Source organism: Streptomyces sp. WM6372 (assembly GCF_001279655.1).
GTDB lineage: Bacteria > Actinomycetota > Actinomycetes > Streptomycetales > Streptomycetaceae > Streptomyces.
Genome location: NZ_LGDB01000249.1, coordinates 33,248 through 49,110, shown reverse-complemented (window position 1 = coordinate 49,110; position 15,863 = coordinate 33,248). Strand labels below are relative to the sequence as shown.

Genomic DNA, 15,863 nt, shown 5'->3' with positions numbered 1-15,863 from the left:
AGAATGCGGGTTCCAGCGACTGGCGGCCCGGAGATGGATGCAACCATCGGGAAGCACATGCGCGGGAGCCGACCGCCTGGGCTGCCGCACCTGGGTGCCGCCATGAACGCTTTCGCCGACGTCGACCGCAGTGGTCGCGGGCCGGAACTCCTCCGTTACCTCGATGACGCGCATCGAGGACTGTCCGATCCCAAGAACGTGATGCGCGCGGGCCTGGCCGTGGAGCCGGGCCAGAGCGTCCTGGACCTCGGCTGCGGTGCGGGACACGAACTCGTCGAGCTGGAGAGCGCGGGACGCCGCGCCTTCGGAGTGGACTCCAGCAGCGTGATGCTGGAGGCGAGCCGACTGCGGCTCCAGAACCACGGGCTCGCGGTACGGCTCGTACACGCCGATGCGCACGGCCTGCCGTTCGCCGACGAGGCCTTCGCGGGCTGCCGCATCGAGCGGGTCCTGCAACACGTACGAGATCCCGCCGCCGTCCTGGCCGAGGCGCACCGGGTGCTGCGACCGGGCGGCGGACTCGCGGTGCTGGAGCCGGACTGGGCATCGCTCGCCCTGGCCTCGGCGGACACGGAGGCGGCGCGCCTCGTCGCGGAGGCGGTCGGCAGCCACATCCCGCACCGCCGGATCGGCAGGGACCTGCGGCGCCTGCTGATCCAGGCGGGTTTCACGGACGTGCGCACCGAGACCGAACTGGTCGTCTACTCCTCGGTCGCGGAGCTGTCCCACGTCATCTCCCTGGAGCGGGCCGCACACGTCGCATCGACCGGCGCCCCCATCGCGCGCGAGCGGATCGAGGCGCTGCTGCGGGAACAGCGGGCCCTGTCGGAGTCCGGCGCCTTCCACGCCACGTTCCAGCGCTGCGTGATCGCCTGGGCACGCCGCCCCGAGTGACGCGCCGTCGGCATCGGCGGCGATGTCCAAGAGGTCGCGCTCCACGACCCGGAGAGCCACGTCTGCGTCACCATCACCGAGCTCACGAACGGGCCCCCGCCCGCCGGGGGCAGGGGCCGTGTGGATCGGCTAGGCCCCCGTCGGCCGGCGGAGGCGGCGCCAGTATCCGGCGAGGTCGTTGCTCGCGGTGGTGACCGAGTCCAGGCTCATTGTGGTGCGGGAGTCCCGTTCGTAGCGCTGCCAGTTCGGCATGGCCTGGTGGTTGGGATCGCCGGTGCGGATGAAGGAGATCCACGCCGCGTGCACGGTCGAGGCCAGCCCCTCACGGATCCGCGGGTCGAGCCCGGTCAGGAACGGCGCCTGCGACCACTTGTCGAAGTTGTCGAAGACGAACGGCAGCTCCAGGCAGTGCGGCGCCGCCAGCTTGCCGCCGTACGCGGGCGTCGGCAGGTCGAACTGGTAGGCCCAGACCGGACGTTTGCGGGCCGCCGCCCGCCGTTCGGCGAGCGCCAAGGCGGGCATCCGGAACAGGTCGTCGCCGATCAGGTCCATGAGCACGTCCACCGGCCGGGCGCCCGGCCGGGCTTCCTCGTACGCGCCGTACGCCTCGGAAGCCCGGTTTCCGAAGGTGTCCCGCGCGCGTGCGAGCACCTGGTCCTTGGTCGCGGCGGCGTACGTCGGGTCGAGCGCGAAGGCGAAGTTGGCCTCCTCCCTCGTACAGCCGATCAGGACGTCGATGTCCGCCCCGGGGCCGCTGAGCAGCAGTTCGCAGGGGTGGCGGTCCAGCGTCACCTCGTCGATCACCGGCAGGTACGGGGTCGACCAGTACCCCCACCGGCCGGTGCGCTTGAACATCTCGATGGTGGCGCCCATCAGCTGCTGCCAGGGCAGGGTCCGCAACTGCGCCACGTCCTTGGCCCCGAGGATGTCGAGGAAGGTGGCGCTGCGCTGCAAGGACTCGGTGCGCGTGGGGACCTGCAGCCCGAGGGGCGGGCTCTGCAGGATGGCGCGCCGGAACAGCGGGCGGCCCGCGGGCCGGGCGCCGGCCAGCGCGGCGACCGAGAACGCGCCGCCGGACTGGCCGGCGAGGGTGATGTTGTCCGGGTCCCCGCCGAACGCGGCGACGTTGTCGCGTACCCAGCGCAGTGCGGCGAGCTGGTCGGTGAGCCAGAAGTTCCCGCCGGCGCCGTCCTCGCCGAAGTAGAGGTATCCCAGCGGCCCGAGCCGGTAGTTGATGGTCACCACGACGAGGTCGCCGTCGCGCGCGAAGGTCTCGCCGGAGTAGATGGGCAGTGAGCCGGAACCGGAGATGAAGCCGCCGCCGTGGATCCAGACCATCACCGGCCGCTTGGCGTTGTCGGCGCGCGGGGTCCAGACGTTGAGCGTGAGGCAGTCCTCGTCGAACGGGGGCGAGCCGTGCGATCCGAGCACCGGGTCGCCGCCCCCCTCACGGTAGGGCTGCGGGGCGCTCGGGCCGAACGCGGTGGCGTCGCGCGTCCCCGACCAGCCGGGGTGGGGCTGGGCGGGCCGCCAGCGCAGGGGGCCGACCGGCGGTGCGGCGTAGGGAACGCCCTTGAAGACGGCGAGACCTCCTTCGGCGGCTCCGCGCAGCCGGCCCGCGGGCAGGTCCACGACGGGCGAGGGGTCGTCCGCTTGCGGGGCGGCCGCGGCCTGCGCCGCGTACCCGCCCTGGACCCCGGAGGAGAGCAGTGCGGCTCCGGCCAGCACCGTGCTGTTCTTGAGGACTTTGCGTCGCGATGGATCGTCGGTCATGGTGCTGCACTCCCTGACTGATCGCGGGACCGCCACCCACAGCGGCATGGCGGAGATTTGACGACCGCAAGTGTTACGGCACATCTGCGAGAGGGGTCAAGGGGTGGGAAGGTCTCGGCGCCCAGTATCTCGCGAACTATTGACGGCCGTCGGGATTGCGCGATAGACACGTGTCACCCTCCAGGCACCCCATCGGCAACACCCGGTCCACCAGGGCCGGCTGACAACGTACGGAGTCTCCATGGCAGGTCGGTTTCGTCCCGTTGGACTGCTCGCCGTCACAACGGGCCTCTTGCTGACCACCGCATGCGGTGGCGCCAGCCTCGGGACCGGCGACGGCGACAAGCAGGACGGGCCCGTGAAGATCGGGCTCCTCGTCCCGCAGTCCGGGACGTACAAGGCGCTCGGCGACGACATGAAGCAGGGCTTCGAGCTCTACGTCAAGCAGCACGGCGGCAAACTCGGCGGCCGGGAAGTGGAGATCGTGATCGCCGACGAAGGGGAGACCGCCGACTCCGGCAAGGCGGCGGCGGAGAAGCTCGTCAAGCAGGACCGGGTGCTGGCGGTGAGCGGGGTGGTCAGCTCGGCCACCATCAACGGGGTCAAGGACCTCTTCGAGACGAGCAAGGTCCCGCTCGTCGGCTCGAACGCCTCACCGACGACGCTGACCGGGACCAAGTACATCTGGCGCACCTCGTACGTCAACGACGAGCCGGGCAAGGCCCTGGGCAAGTACGTCGCCGAGAAGGCCGGCGGTCCCGTCTACCTGATCGCCGCGGGGTACCAGGCGGGCAAGGACGAGGTGGAGGGGTTCAAGTCCACCTTCCTGCCGGCCGGGGGCGAGCTCGCGGGGGAGGAGGTCTACACCCCGTTCCCGGGGACGAAGAACTTCCAGCCCTACCTCGCGCAGATCCAGAACTCGGGCGCGAAGGCGGTCTTCTGCTTCTACGCGGGCGGCGCGGCCGTCGACTTCGTCAAGCAGTACCGGGACTTCGGGCTGGCCGGCAAGATCCCGCTCTACGGGCCCGGCTTCCTCACCGAGGGCGGCGTACTGAAGGGACAGGGAGAGGCGGCCGACGGCATCCTCACCGCGCTCAACTACAGCGCGGACCTGGACAACGCGGCCAACAAGCAGTTCGCGCCGGCCTACCGGTCCGCCTACGGCGCCCCCGCCACCACCTACGCGATGGCGTCGTGGGACGCGGCGCAGGTGCTCGACAAGGCGATCGAGGCGGCCGGCGGCACCGGTGACGGCGACGGCGTCGTGACGTCGGAATCGGTCAACGCCGCCATCGCCGAAGTGGGGGACGTCGACAGCCCGCGCGGTACGTGGAAGTTCAACAGCGCGGGCACGCCCGTCCAGCCCTGGTACCTGCGCGAGGTCAAGCAGGGCGCCAACACCGTGACCGCCGAGCTCGGCCGGCTGGGCGGCTGACATGACCGGATGGTTGGACGGCAACCTCGTCAGCGTCGTCGACGGGGTTGCCTTCGGTCTGCTGCTGTTCACGATCGCGGTCGGACTCTCCCTGGTCTTCGGCATGATGGACGTGCTGAACCTGGCCCACGGGACGCTCTACCTGGCCGGCGCCTACCTCGCCTACGCCCTGTCCGACGGCAGCCTTTGGGGCCTGGTCCTCGCGCTGGCGGCCGGAGCCCTGGCGGGCGGCGCGGGCGGGGCAGCACTGACGTTCCTCACCCGGCCGCTCGCCCGGCGGGGGCACCTGGACCAGGCGCTGCTGACGCTCGGCATCACCTTCATCGTCGCGGACCTGCTGGCCGCGGCCTTCGGCGGCGACGTGCTGCCCACGGACCCGCCGACGGGGCTGCGCGGGACGGTGGACCTCCTCGGCCACGCGTATCCGGTCTACCGGCTCGTGTTCATCGGCGTCGCCGCGGGCCTCGCGCTCCTCGTGTACCTCGTCTTCGAACGCAGCTCGCTCGGAGCACTGGTACGGGCCGCCGTCGCGGACCGGGACATGGTGCGCGCGCTGGGGGTCGACGTCCGCAAGGTGCTCTACGGGGTCTTCGCCTCCGGCGCCGCCCTGGCGGCTGTCGGCGGGGTCCTCGGGGCACCGATCCTGGGACCCGGACCCGGTGTCGACGAGACCGTGCTCGTCCTCTCGCTCGTCGTCGTGGTCGTGGGCGGCCTCGGATCGGTGCGCGGCGCGCTCGCCGGAGCGCTCCTCATCGGGCAGGTGCAGACCCTGGGGGTGGCGCTGCTCCCCGAGTACGCTCCCTTCCTCCTCTTCGGGACGATGCTGATCGTGCTCGTCGTCCGGCCGCACGGCCTGGTCCCCTCGGCGGTGCGCGCATGAGCCCGACCCGAGCCATCGGCGCGGCGCGCACCACCGGAACGTCCGGCGGAAACGGCGGCGGAACCCCCGGCGCCGCCCGACGGCGGCTGTCCGGGACCGCCGCGGTCCTCGCACTCGCCCTGGCCCCCTTCGTCCTCGGACCGTACGCCATCGGCACCCTGTCGCGGATCCTGGTGTTCGGGCTCCTCGCCGTCAGCGTGAACCTGCTCACCGGCCTGACCGGACTGCCGACCCTCGGCCAGTCGGCCCACTTCGGCGTCGGCGCCTACACCGCCGCCATCGTGGCGACGCGCCTCACCGACATCGGAATCCTCCAACTCCTCATCGCCGCGGGCGTCTCCGCGCTGGTGGCGGTGCCGACGGGGTGGCTGGCGGTGCGGGCCCGGGGCGTGGTCTTCCTGATGCTGACCCTGGCCATCGGCGAGATCGCGTACAGCGCCGCGGTCAACTGGAAGTCGCTGACCAACGGCACCGACGGCCTGTCGGGCATCCCGCCCGTCGTACCGCTCCCCGGCATGTCCGCGCTCGCGCTGGACGGGCTTGTCTACTTCTACGTACTGGCCGTGTTCCTGCTGCTCTTCGCGGCCGTCTCCCGACTGGGCTCGACCCCCTTCGCCCTCGCCCTGCGCGGAATCCGGGACAACGAGCCGCGGATGAGGGCGATCGGCTACCCGACGCAGCGCTACGCCCTGACCGTCTACTGCGGAGCCGGGGCGCTGGCGGGCGCCGCCGGATCCCTGTGGGTCTCGGTCCAGCGGTTCGTCTCGCCCGGCGACGCCGGATTCGAGATCGCCGCCCTGGCGCTGCTGGCCGTCGTCATCGGCGGCTCCGGCTCCCTGTGGGGAGCCTGCGCGGGCGCCGCGCTGGTGTGGCTCACCCGCGACTACCTCGGAAACCTCGAAGCCGTCGCCGGGCACGGCCCGCTGCTGCTCGGGGCGCTCTTCGTCGTCGCCGTCTACGCGCTTCCCCGCGGGCTGGCCGGCGTACGGCTGCCGCTGGGGCCCACCCGAAAGAGAACGACGTGACAGACCGGACCCACGACCGCTCCTCCCTCCTTCAACTACGCGACGTGTCACGGCACTTCGGGTCCTTCCGGGCTCTGGACGAGGTCTCCCTCACCGTGCGGGCCGGGGCGCGGCACGCGATCATCGGCCCGAACGGTGCGGGCAAGTCGACCCTGTTCGGCCTGATCTCCGGAACGCTGCCGGTCACCGCCGGATCGATCCTCGTCGACGGGCAGGACGTGACCCGGCTGCCCGTGCACCGCCGGGTCGGGCTCGGCGTCGCGGCGACGTTCCAGCACTCCAGCCTCTTCCTGCGCGAGTCCGTACGGGAGAACGTCCTGCTCGCCCTGTTGCGCAGGCCCGGGGGAGGGCTCGGGGGCCTGCGGAAGGTCGCTGCCCGGCCGCGGGCCATCGCACAGGCGCACGCGCTGCTCGACCAGGTGGGCCTGCCCACCCGGCACGAGCTCGCGGCGGCCGAACTCTCGCACGGCGAGCGGCGGCAGCTGGAGGTCGCCGTCGCGCTCGCCACGGACCCCCGGCTGCTGCTCCTGGACGAGCCGGCCGCCGGCATGTCCCCCGCGGAGACCGCGCGGCTCACCGCACTGCTCGCCGCCCTGCCCGGCGAGGTGACCGTACTCCTCGTCGAACACGACCTCGACATGGTCTTCGAACTCGCCGACACGGTGACCGTCATGCACCTCGGCAGACACCTCATGACCGGCTCACCGGACGAGGTACGGTCCTCCGCCGCGGTCCAGAGCGCCTACCTCGGCACCGCGGAGGTCTCCTCGTGACACCGTTCTTCAGCGTGCGCGAGCTGCGCTCCGGCTACGCCGGGGGCGTCGTCCTCGGCGGTGTCGACCTGGATCTCGACGCGGGCGGGATCGTCGCCGTCCTCGGGCGCAACGGGGTCGGGAAGACCACCCTCGTCTCGACGGTCATGGGGCTCGTGCGGCCGTACGGGGGCAGCCTCACCCTCGACGGCCGGGAACTCGCCGGAGCCCGCGTCGACGTGATCGCCCGGGCCGGGGTCGGCATCGTCCCCCAGGGCAGGCGGGTGTTCGCGCCGCTGACCGTGGCGGAGCACCTGACGATCGCCTCTCGGCGTCCGGCGACGGGCCCGTGGACGCGTGCCCGCGTGCTCGACCTGCTGCCGCGGCTGGGGGAGCGGCTCGGGCACCGCGGGGACGAGCTCTCGGGCGGGGAACAGCAGATGCTCGCGATCGCCAGGGCCCTGCTCGGCAATCCGCGCCTGCTGCTGCTCGACGAGCCGTCCGACGGCCTCGCGCCCGCGATCGTCACCCAGGTCGGTGAGGTGATCCGGGAGGTGGGGGCCCAGGGCATGTCGGTCGTCCTCGTCGAGCAGAACCTGGGGCTCGCCTTCTCCGTGGCCCGGGACGTCGCCGTCATGCAGAAGGGCCGCATCGTCCACCGGGCCCCCTGCGCGGAATTCGCCTCCCGCCCCGACGACAGGCGCCGCCTGCTCGGCGTCGACTGAGCGCCCACCGCCCACCGCCCACCCACCGGAGGTTCACCCATGACCCCTGTTCCCGATCAGACGCCGTTCTCCGCACTCGGCCGGATGGTGGTGCTCGTCGCGGACACCGAGGAGGCACTGGCCTTCTACCGCGAGGTCCTGGGCTTCGTGGTACTGCACGACGAGACGGTGGGCGACTACCGCTACCTGCACGTCGGCCTGCCCGGCCAGACACCGGTCGGTCTCTGGCTGATGCCGGCGTCCACGGACGGGGAGCGCAAGCTGATCGGCCGTCAGTACGGCGGCCGGCCCCTGCTCGTCCTGTTCACGCCTGACGTGCGGGAGGCCGGGCGGCGCTTGCGCGCTCGCGGCGTGCGGGTGTGGAACGAACGGGCGGAGGGGGACGTCCGTTCGTTCCACTTCGCGGACCCGTACGGCAACGTGATCGTCGCGGCCCAACTACCTGCACTCTGAGGCCGTTCGCGCGACCGGACGGACGCGGGGTGCTCGGCCCCGGTGCGGCGACCACTGGTGGTGGCCGCATCGGGGCACCCCGCATTGCCGTCGCGGAGGATGCTCAGTCGAGACAGAACTCGTTGCCCTCGATGTCCTGCATCAGGAGGCACGACTCGTTGTATTCGTCGGCACGCAGCAATCGCACGCGTGCCGCGCCGAGCGCGACCAGTCGTTCGCACTCGGCTTCGAGCGCGGCCACGCGCTCTTCACCCACGAGCCCGGTTCCGACCCGCACGTCGAGATGCACCCGATTCTTGACGACCTTGCCCTCGGGAACGCGCTGGAAGTACATGCGCGGGCCCACACCGGTGGGATCCATGCAGACGAACCCTGCGCCCTGACGTTCGGTCGGCAGCGAGCGATCGTAGTCGTCCCACGTGGCAAACCCCTCCGGCGCCGGCGGTACGACGTACCCCAACACCTCGCACCAGAAGCGGGCGACGCGTTCAGGCTCCGCACAGTCGAAGGTGACCTGAATCTTCTTGATCGATGACATCGGCGCACCCTAGCAGGGGAGTCCGCTGCTCATCTCCTGCTCACCACAAGAGCGTTGGCCGGTGCGGGGCCCTCCCGGGTTTTCCTGCCCCGCTCGCTCAGCGGCCGCGTCCGTGCCGGTCGACGGCTTCGCGCACGGCGTCCACGAAGCCGTTCCAGAAGTGGGCCTGGTCGCCCTCCCCCACACCGGCGGAACGAACCACCGGACCACCCGCTCTTCGTTCCGTGCCTCGCCTGTCACTCCGGAACGTTCCGGATGTTCCGGCCGCGGTTCCCGCCGTTACGTTGTCGACCGCGTCCGACCGCCCGACCAGCCCAGGGAGCAGTGATGCCGACGACTGCCACCACGCTCAGGCAGCAGGAGCGCAGGGTGCTCCATGCCGTCGGCTGCGGCCTGCGGGACGACGAGATCGCCGCCGACCTGGCCATCCCCGAAGACGCGGTGGCCGGACACCTCGCGCGCATCCTCGCGAAGCTCGGGCTGCGCGACCGGGCCGCCGCCATCGTCCACGCCTTCGACTGCGGCCTCGTCGTCCCCGGCACCGGCCCCCGCACGCGGGAACTGAGCCCGGTGCCGCGAACTCGCGTGGTGCCGAAGGCCGGACCGAGAGTACGGATCTCCTTGCTCGGGCCCCTCCAGGCAGGGCAGGACGGGCGGCCCCTGAACCTGGGGCACCTGCGCCAGCAGTCCGTCCTGGCCGCGCTCGCGCTCGGCGCGGGACGGACGGTCAGCCGGCAGGAACTGCTCGACGGAGTATGGGGAATGGAGTCACCCCTCACCAACGTGGTGCCGGTGTACGTCTACCGATTGCGCAAGGCCCTGCGCAGCGAGGACGGCCCGGACGCGGTGATCGAGCACGACCGGTGCGGCTACCGCCTCACCCCCGGCGCCGTCGAAGTGGACGTGGCGCGCATGGAGGGACTGCTCACCGATGTCGGGAGGGCCGACCGGGCGGGCGAGGGGACCGAGGTGGTCCGCCTGTGTTCCCAGGCCCTGGACCTGTTCCGCGGGGAGCCGCTGGCCGGTCTGCCCGGGCCGCTCGCCGAGGTGGAGCGGCTGCGGCTCACCGAGCGCAGGATCTCCCTCGTACAGCGGAAGGCGCGGTGGCAGCTCCGGCTCGGCCGGCACTTCGAAGCGATCGCCGAGCTGTTCGCCCTGTCCGCGGCGCACCCGCTGAACGAGCCGGTGGCCGCGACGCTGATGGGCGCGTTCCACCTCAGTGGCCGGCAGACCGACGCCCTGACCGTGTTCGACCACACCCGCCGCCGGCTGGCCGAGGACCTGGGGGTCGGGCCGAGCCGGATGCTGCGGCGGACGTACGAGACGATCCTGCGCGGGGACCACCTGCCAGCGGCCGACAGCCCGGCCGTTGACAGGTGGTGAGGAATCCGCTCCGTGGTTACCAGGGGTACCAGGCGCCGTTGTACCACTGCTCGCTGGCGCCGTCGTTGTGGTGGTCCATGTTGAAGTCTTCGGGGTAGTTCTTGACGTGGTTGTTCGGGTAGGTCCAGATGCCGGCGGACTCGTCGCAGACGTAGTCCCAGTGGCAGATGGTCTTGACCGGCACGTTGCCGAAGAACCGGTCGGCACCGGCGAGCGGGGCGCCGACGATACCGCCGAACGGCACGGACCCGCCGTTGGCGCCGGGAGGGCCCTGGCGCTTGGGGTCCGCGATGAGAACGGCGTTGACGTTGTCGAACGTCTGCCAGTTCTCGGTGACCCAGACGTGCACCACGGCGGCGCCCAAGGAGTACCCGGCCATCTTGACGTGCTGGCCCGGACACGCGGCACGCTGGTCGCGGACCAGCCGGTTCAGCTCGTTGACGCCCGCCCGGGCGCTCGCTCCGTTGGGGATCTGGGTGGGGTACCCGACGTGCTGCTGGATGTTGCCGTAGAAGCCGTCGTTGTTCCACGAGCTGCCGGTGCCCCCGACGACGATCGTGTACGTGCCCTCGCACGAAGCCGTCGCGTTGGCCGCGGCCCCCTGCGCGTTGGCCCCCTGTACCGCTGAAAGCCCGACCGTCAGCAGAAAGCCGGCTGCCACGGCCGCGATCCTTCTGGCTCGCATTCGATCCTCCCCAAGTAGTCGGCCCACGCGCCCGCCTTCCGATGCGGAACGCGGTCGGCCGAGGTCACCGGACGACAGTGGCAGCGGCCGATGACATCCCGATGAAACCCGCGGCGGTGCGGCTGCTCCATCGGGATTTCATCCGTCCTCCCTACCGTGGCCGCGTTCGGACGTGGGCCTGGACCACAGGGGAAGGACGGCTCGATGGCGCGCAGGAGATTCATGGCGAGACTGCCGGTGGCGGTCACGGCCGCGGTGGCGGTGATGAGCACGATGGCGGCCGCCGGGTCGCCTGCCGCCGGGGCATCGGCCCGCGCGTCGGCGACCGCCGGACAGGGCCCGGACAAGCCGACGATCCGCTACACCGAGTACGGGATCCCGCACATCACCGCCTCGAACTGGGAGGGACTGGGAACGGGCTACGGATACGCCGCGGCCAAGGACAACATCTGCACCTTGGCCGACGCCTATCTGATGGTCAGCGCCCAGAGGTCCCGCTACCTGGGCCCCGACGGCAAGGCGAGCCCCGGCGAGCAGCAGAACACCACCACCAACCTCAACAGCGACCTGTACTTCCAGCGGATCAACGACAACCGCGTGGTGGAGCGGCTGCTCGGCCGGCCCGCCCCCAACGGGCCGGAGCCCGAGGTCAAAGAGGCCATCCGCGGCTACGTCCAGGGGTACAACCGGTACCTGGCCGAGACGGGCGCGAACAACATCTCCGACCCGGCCTGCCGCGGCGCGGCCTGGGTGCGGCCGATCACGGAGCTGGACGTCTACCGGCACGCGCACGCCGAGATCATCATGGGCAGCGCCGATCCGCTGCTGGACGGTCAGGTGACCGCCGCACCCCCGGGGGCCCCGGGCGCCGCGCCGCCGGCGTCCTCACCCCAGGAGACCGCCGCGAAGATCCGTGACGCGCTGGCCGTCAGCCGTCAACAGAGCATGGGCAGCAACGCCTTGGCGGTGGGTTCGCAGGGCGTGACCGGGGGCACCGGCATGCTGCTGGCCAACCCGCACTTCCCGTGGCAGGGCAAGAACCGGATGTGGCAGAGCCAGCTGACGATCCCGGGGAAGGTCAACGTCTCCGGGGCCAGCCTGCTCGGATTCCCCGCGGTGAACATCGGGCACAACGAGGACGTCGCCTGGAGCCACACGATCGCCACGGTGGCCCCGTTCGGGCTGTTCGACGTACAGGTGGATCCGCTGAACCCGACCAGCTACCTGGTCGACGGCGCCTGGCAGCAGATGACCTCGCAGCAGGTCGGCGTCGACGTACTGAACGCCGACGGCTCCATCGGCAAGGTCACCAGGACGCTGTGGTCCACCCGGTACGGCCCGATCGTCACCTCCGTACTGGGCATCCCGCTGCCGTGGGTGGTCAGCGCGCACGCGGTGCGCGACGTGAACATGGACAACCTGCGGGCGCTCAACACCTGGTTCCACCTCGACCAGGCCAAGGACGTCAACGAGGTGGTCGACACCCTGGAGACCACTCAGGGCGTCCCCTTCTTCAACACCGTCGCCTCCGACCGCAAGGGCAACGCGCTGTACGCGGACATCCAGGCGACCCCGAACATCACCGACGAGCACGCGCAGTCGTGCCTCACCCTGACCGGGCGGTTGCTGTTCAACCAGGAGCTGCGGCTGCCGAACGTGCCGCCGGTCTCCGTCTTCGACGGCAAGCGCAGCGCGTGCGACTGGCCCGATGACCCGAACGCGGTCGCGCCGGGACTGCTGGACCCGCACAAGCAGCCACGCCTGATCCGCAAGGACTTCGTGGGCAACGCCAACGACAGCGCCTGGCTGGCCCACCCCGAGCAGCCGCTGTCCTTCCCCAGGGTGATGGGCGATGCCGCGGCGCCCCGATCGCTGCGCACCCAGGAGCTGATCCTGACCGCGCAGAACCGGATCAACGGCACGGACGGCCTGCCCGGCAGGGGTTTCACACCGGAGAACATGCGGCAGTTGCTGTTCGCGGACAACAGCAGGGCGGCCGATCTGGCGCTCGACGCCACGGTGGCGATGTGCCGGAGCGTTCCCTTCGGGCTCATCCTGGTGGACGGCAACCTGGTCAACGTGAGCGAGGCCTGTCCGGTCCTGGCCGCCTGGAGGGACCACGACTACACGGCGGACAGCCGGGGATCGTGGTTGTTCGAGAACTACTGGGCCTTCCTGCTCGGTGGGCAGGCGATCGAGAAACTGCCGTGGCGGGTGCCCTTCGACCCCAAGGACCCCGTGCACACACCCAATTCGCTGGACTCCGGAAGCTCCGCCGTCCGCGACGCGTTCGGCCGGGCGGTCCTCGCGCTGCGCAGGGCGGGTGTTCCGCTGAACGCGCCTCTGTCGGACGTCCAGAAGATCACGCGCAACGGTGAGCAGATCCCGATCCACGGTTCGATCAGTGAGCTGGGCGTGCTGAACGTGGTCACGCCCGGACCGGTCGACGGCAAGCTGGACATCGTCTTCGGCTCCAGTTTCATCCAGTTGGTGAAGTTCACCGCCGACGGCCCGCCACAGACCTCCTCGGTGCTGGCCTACTCCCAGTCGGCCGATCCGAACTCGCCGCACTACGTCGATCAGACCAAGCTGTTCGCGGCCGGCCAGTGGGTGACGGAACGGTTCACCGAGGAGCAGATCGCGGCTTCGCCGGCACTGGAGACCAAGGTCCTTTCCTGAGACGGCTCTTCCAGCAGCATTCCCACGACAAGGCTCCCGAGGGGGGAACAGCGTGATGAGGAAAACGAGTCACTGGCGCATGGTGGTGGCATTGATGGCCGCCTTGGTGGCGACGGCCGTGCCGGCAGGTCCGGCGCAGGCCGCCGAGCGCACCGCGCCACCGCCGATGGCGGACGGGTTCGGCCTGACCCAGGTGGACACGGCGACGGGCGGTCCCGGCAACTTCTACATCACCGTGACCACACCGGAGGTCACGGGCAAGCACCACATCAAAATCATCCTGCCGAACGGCTACTACGACGACCCGGCCAGGCGCTATCCGGTGCTGTACTTCCTGCACGGTTCGCCCGACGACCCGATCCAGCAGAACTATCCGGCGCTGACCGCCTCGGACCAGATGATCACGGTCATCCCGGACGGCGGCGCTCGGGGCTGGTACGCCAACTGGCTCGACCAGAGGACCCAGGTCGGTGCCCAGAACTGGGAGGTCTTCCACCTCAAGCAGGTGATTCCGTTCATCGACGCGAACCTGCGGACCATCCCCACCAAGAAGGCCAGGGCCGTCGCGGGCGTCTCCATGGGCGGGTTCGGGGCCCTCCACTACGCCCAGGTCCGTCCCGACCTGTTCAGCCAGACCGCGTCCCTGTCGGGGGACATCGACATGTCGGCCCGCTCCATGGACCTGCGGCTCGCCGTCGTCGCGTCCCTCATCGACGCGCAGGGCGCGATCTGCGGCCCCTACTCCGGTGTCTGCGGCATCCCCGACTCCCCCTACAAGCCCGGCGTGGACAGCGACGCCCTGTTCGGCTCGCCCTACCCGGTGTTCAACGTCGACTGGCGGTGGAACGAAGTCGACCCGTCACAGCACATGGACAAGATCAAGGCCGGCGGAGTCGGGGTCTCCCTCTACGTGGGCAACGGGGGCGGCTCGCCCACCGACCTGGAGTTCTGGCTCGAAAGCGCGTCCCAGCACGTCAAGGACGGCATGGACGCGCTGGGCATGTCGTACCACTACGTCGACTACGGCGACGGCTCCGCCTGGGGCACCCAGTGCAACGGCGGCCACAACGCCGGCTGCTGGGAACAGGACCTCCGGGACCTGATCCCCAGGCTGGAGAGGTCCTTCGCCTCCTGATGCCCTGCCGGGATCAGCCGGTGCAGGTGATCGAGAAGGGCACCGGGTTGGAAGTGGTGCGGAGGGGGCTCTGGAGTTCCACGGCCATCCCCGTGGTCAGGGTGCCGGCCTTCGCGTAGGTCGTCAGGCGCACCGTGTCGTGTCCCGTGGGGTTGGTCTTGTCCCCGATCGACAGGGTGCGCCAGTGCGGGTCCACGACCGAGCCGTCGCCGGACACCCAGCGGAAGGAGATCAGGGTCGGCTCGGACGCGGTGAAGGTCGCGGTGAACGCCGGGGCCTGGTTCGCGGGGGTCGGGCAGCGGCCGGTGTAGGTCGTGTTGGCCCCCGCCACCGATACGCGTACGCCCGTACCGGGCGCGCCGTCCCCGTCGTTGCCGGTGAGGGCGTAGGCCAGCCCGGCGGCGCCCAGTACGCAGGCGGCCGCGCCGGCCGCGACGAGGGCCGCCGTACGCCGCTTGCGGGGCGGGGCGGCGTGGCCGGGCGCGGCGGATGCCGGCGCGGGGACGGGCGCCTCCGCCGTGGCGGCTTCCACCGGAGCCGGAGCCGGAGCCGGAGCCGGAGCCGGAGCCGGCAGGACGCGGGCGGCGGCCGTGGTGGCGTCCGGTTCCTGGGCGATGCCCCGCAGGGCTTCGGCGACCCGGGCGGCGGGGGTCCGCTCGGCCGGCTCCTTGCGGAGCAGCCCGGCGATGACCGGGGCGAGCGGGCCGGCCCGGGTCGGCACCGGAGGTTCCTCGTCCACGACGGCCCGCAGCGTGCTCAGCGCGGTGTTCTGCCGGAACGGGGAGACGCCCTCCACGGCCGCGTACAGCATCACGCCGAGCGACCACAGGTCCGACTCGGGGCCCGAGGGGCGGCCCAGCGCCCGCTCCGGCGGCAAGTACTCGGGGGAGCCGACCACTTCGCCGGTCATGGTCAGGGCGGTGCTGCCCTCGACCATCGCGATGCCGAAGTCGCCGAGCACCACCCGCCCGTCCTCGGCGAGCAGCACGTTCGCCGGCTTCACGTCCCGGTGCTCCACCCCGACGGCATGCGCGGCACGCAGCGCGCTCAGCACCTCCGCTCCGATGTGCGCGGTGCGCCGCGGGCTGAGCGCTCCCTCGGCGCGCAGCAGATCGGCCAGCGACTGTCCGCGGACCAGTTCCATCACGATCCAGGGCCGGTCGTCGTCCATCACCACGTCGTGGACCGTCACCACATTGCGGTCGGGTATCCGCGCCGCCGCCCATGCCTCCCGCTCCAACCGGCTGTACATCCGCGCGATGTCCCCGGCCTGCAGACCGGCCGGGGCCCGTACCTCCTTGACGGCGACCTCGCGGTCCAGGGTCTCGTCGAGGGCCCGCCACACGGTGCCCATGCCGCCCTCGCCGAGCCGGGACAGCAGCCGGTAGCGGCCCGCGATCAGCCGCTCCCCGCCCGGTCCACCCGGCATGGCCGCGAGCGCGGTGTCCGTCACGGTCTCGGTCTCGGTTTCGTCGTTGTACATGGGGGCGGTTCTTCCTCTCAAAG

General features: G+C 71.2%; 14 protein-coding genes. 10 read left to right on the top strand and 4 right to left on the bottom strand.

What is annotated here, in order from left to right:
• The first annotated feature begins 102 nt into the window (after nt 1-102).
• Nucleotides 103-894 carry a methyltransferase domain-containing protein gene (locus tag ADK52_RS37565; RefSeq protein WP_053694322.1) on the top strand — a complete coding sequence of 264 codons (792 nt, stop codon included), beginning with the start codon at nt 103-105 and terminating at the stop codon, nt 892-894.
• Nucleotides 895-1,023: 129 nt separating this feature from the next.
• On the opposite strand, the gene ADK52_RS37560 is transcribed toward ADK52_RS37565, so the two are convergent.
• On the bottom strand, nt 1,024-2,667 hold the full coding sequence (locus ADK52_RS37560) for a carboxylesterase/lipase family protein (RefSeq protein ID WP_159046126.1): 1,644 nt from the start codon (nt 2,665-2,667) through the stop codon (nt 1,024-1,026).
• 292 nt (nt 2,668-2,959) lie between these two features.
• Between ADK52_RS37560 and ADK52_RS37555 the strand changes: the two genes are divergently transcribed.
• From ADK52_RS37555 to ADK52_RS37530, 6 genes are read left to right on the top strand one after another with little or no spacing between them, the layout of a single operon-like run.
• Nucleotides 2,960-4,102: an ABC transporter substrate-binding protein gene (locus ADK52_RS37555; RefSeq protein ID WP_053694320.1), complete on the top strand. Its 1,143-nt coding sequence runs from the start codon at nt 2,960-2,962 to the stop codon at nt 4,100-4,102.
• Between the two features lies 1 nt (nt 4,103).
• Entirely contained in the window at nt 4,104-4,982 is an 879-nt protein-coding gene (locus ADK52_RS44275; protein ID WP_053694319.1) for a branched-chain amino acid ABC transporter permease, read from the top strand.
• A complete protein-coding gene (locus ADK52_RS44270) occupies nt 4,979-6,007 on the top strand; it encodes a branched-chain amino acid ABC transporter permease (protein WP_053694318.1) in 1,029 nt (342 codons plus the stop codon). Before ADK52_RS44275 ends, ADK52_RS44270 begins: the two co-directional genes overlap by 4 nt.
• Complete coding sequence (locus tag ADK52_RS37540; protein ID WP_053694317.1) at nt 6,004-6,780, top strand: ABC transporter ATP-binding protein; 777 nt, start codon at nt 6,004-6,006, stop codon at nt 6,778-6,780. The genes ADK52_RS44270 and ADK52_RS37540 overlap by 4 nt, the downstream gene beginning before the upstream one ends.
• Nucleotides 6,777-7,484 carry an ABC transporter ATP-binding protein gene (locus ADK52_RS37535; RefSeq protein WP_234344419.1) on the top strand — a complete coding sequence of 236 codons (708 nt, stop codon included), beginning with the start codon at nt 6,777-6,779 and terminating at the stop codon, nt 7,482-7,484. Before ADK52_RS37540 ends, ADK52_RS37535 begins: the two co-directional genes overlap by 4 nt.
• Before the next feature lie 39 nt (nt 7,485-7,523).
• Nucleotides 7,524-7,937 carry a VOC family protein gene (locus tag ADK52_RS37530; protein WP_053694316.1) on the top strand — a complete coding sequence of 138 codons (414 nt, stop codon included), beginning with the start codon at nt 7,524-7,526 and terminating at the stop codon, nt 7,935-7,937.
• A 103-nt stretch (nt 7,938-8,040) separates the two neighbouring features.
• Here ADK52_RS37530 and ADK52_RS37525 read toward each other — a convergent pair whose 3' ends face one another.
• Nucleotides 8,041-8,475 (bottom strand): VOC family protein, encoded by a 435-nt coding sequence (locus tag ADK52_RS37525; protein ID WP_053694315.1) that lies wholly within the window; start codon nt 8,473-8,475, stop codon nt 8,041-8,043.
• A 327-nt stretch (nt 8,476-8,802) separates the two neighbouring features.
• On the opposite strand from ADK52_RS37525, the gene ADK52_RS37520 reads away from it, so the two are divergent.
• On the top strand, nt 8,803-9,858 hold the full coding sequence (locus ADK52_RS37520) for a BTAD domain-containing putative transcriptional regulator (RefSeq protein WP_053694314.1): 1,056 nt from the start codon (nt 8,803-8,805) through the stop codon (nt 9,856-9,858).
• 16 nt (nt 9,859-9,874) lie between these two features.
• Here ADK52_RS37520 and ADK52_RS37515 read toward each other — a convergent pair whose 3' ends face one another.
• Nucleotides 9,875-10,543, bottom strand: coding sequence for a cutinase family protein (locus tag ADK52_RS37515; protein WP_053694313.1), 669 nt, complete (start codon nt 10,541-10,543; stop codon nt 9,875-9,877).
• Between the two features lie 204 nt (nt 10,544-10,747).
• On the opposite strand from ADK52_RS37515, the gene ADK52_RS37510 reads away from it, so the two are divergent.
• Both ADK52_RS37510 and ADK52_RS37505 read left to right on the top strand, forming a co-directional pair.
• The gene (locus ADK52_RS37510; RefSeq protein ID WP_053694312.1) at nt 10,748-13,222 is read left to right on the top strand and encodes a penicillin acylase family protein; all 2,475 of its coding nucleotides are present in this window, start codon (nt 10,748-10,750) and stop codon (nt 13,220-13,222) included.
• A gap of 55 nt (nt 13,223-13,277) precedes the next feature.
• Nucleotides 13,278-14,357, top strand: coding sequence for an alpha/beta hydrolase (locus ADK52_RS37505; protein ID WP_107090271.1), 1,080 nt, complete (start codon nt 13,278-13,280; stop codon nt 14,355-14,357).
• Nucleotides 14,358-14,370: 13 nt separating this feature from the next.
• Here ADK52_RS37505 and ADK52_RS37500 read toward each other — a convergent pair whose 3' ends face one another.
• Nucleotides 14,371-15,786: a serine/threonine-protein kinase gene (locus ADK52_RS37500; protein ID WP_053694427.1), complete on the bottom strand. Its 1,416-nt coding sequence runs from the start codon at nt 15,784-15,786 to the stop codon at nt 14,371-14,373.
• Nucleotides 15,787-15,863: the final 77 nt, after the last annotated feature.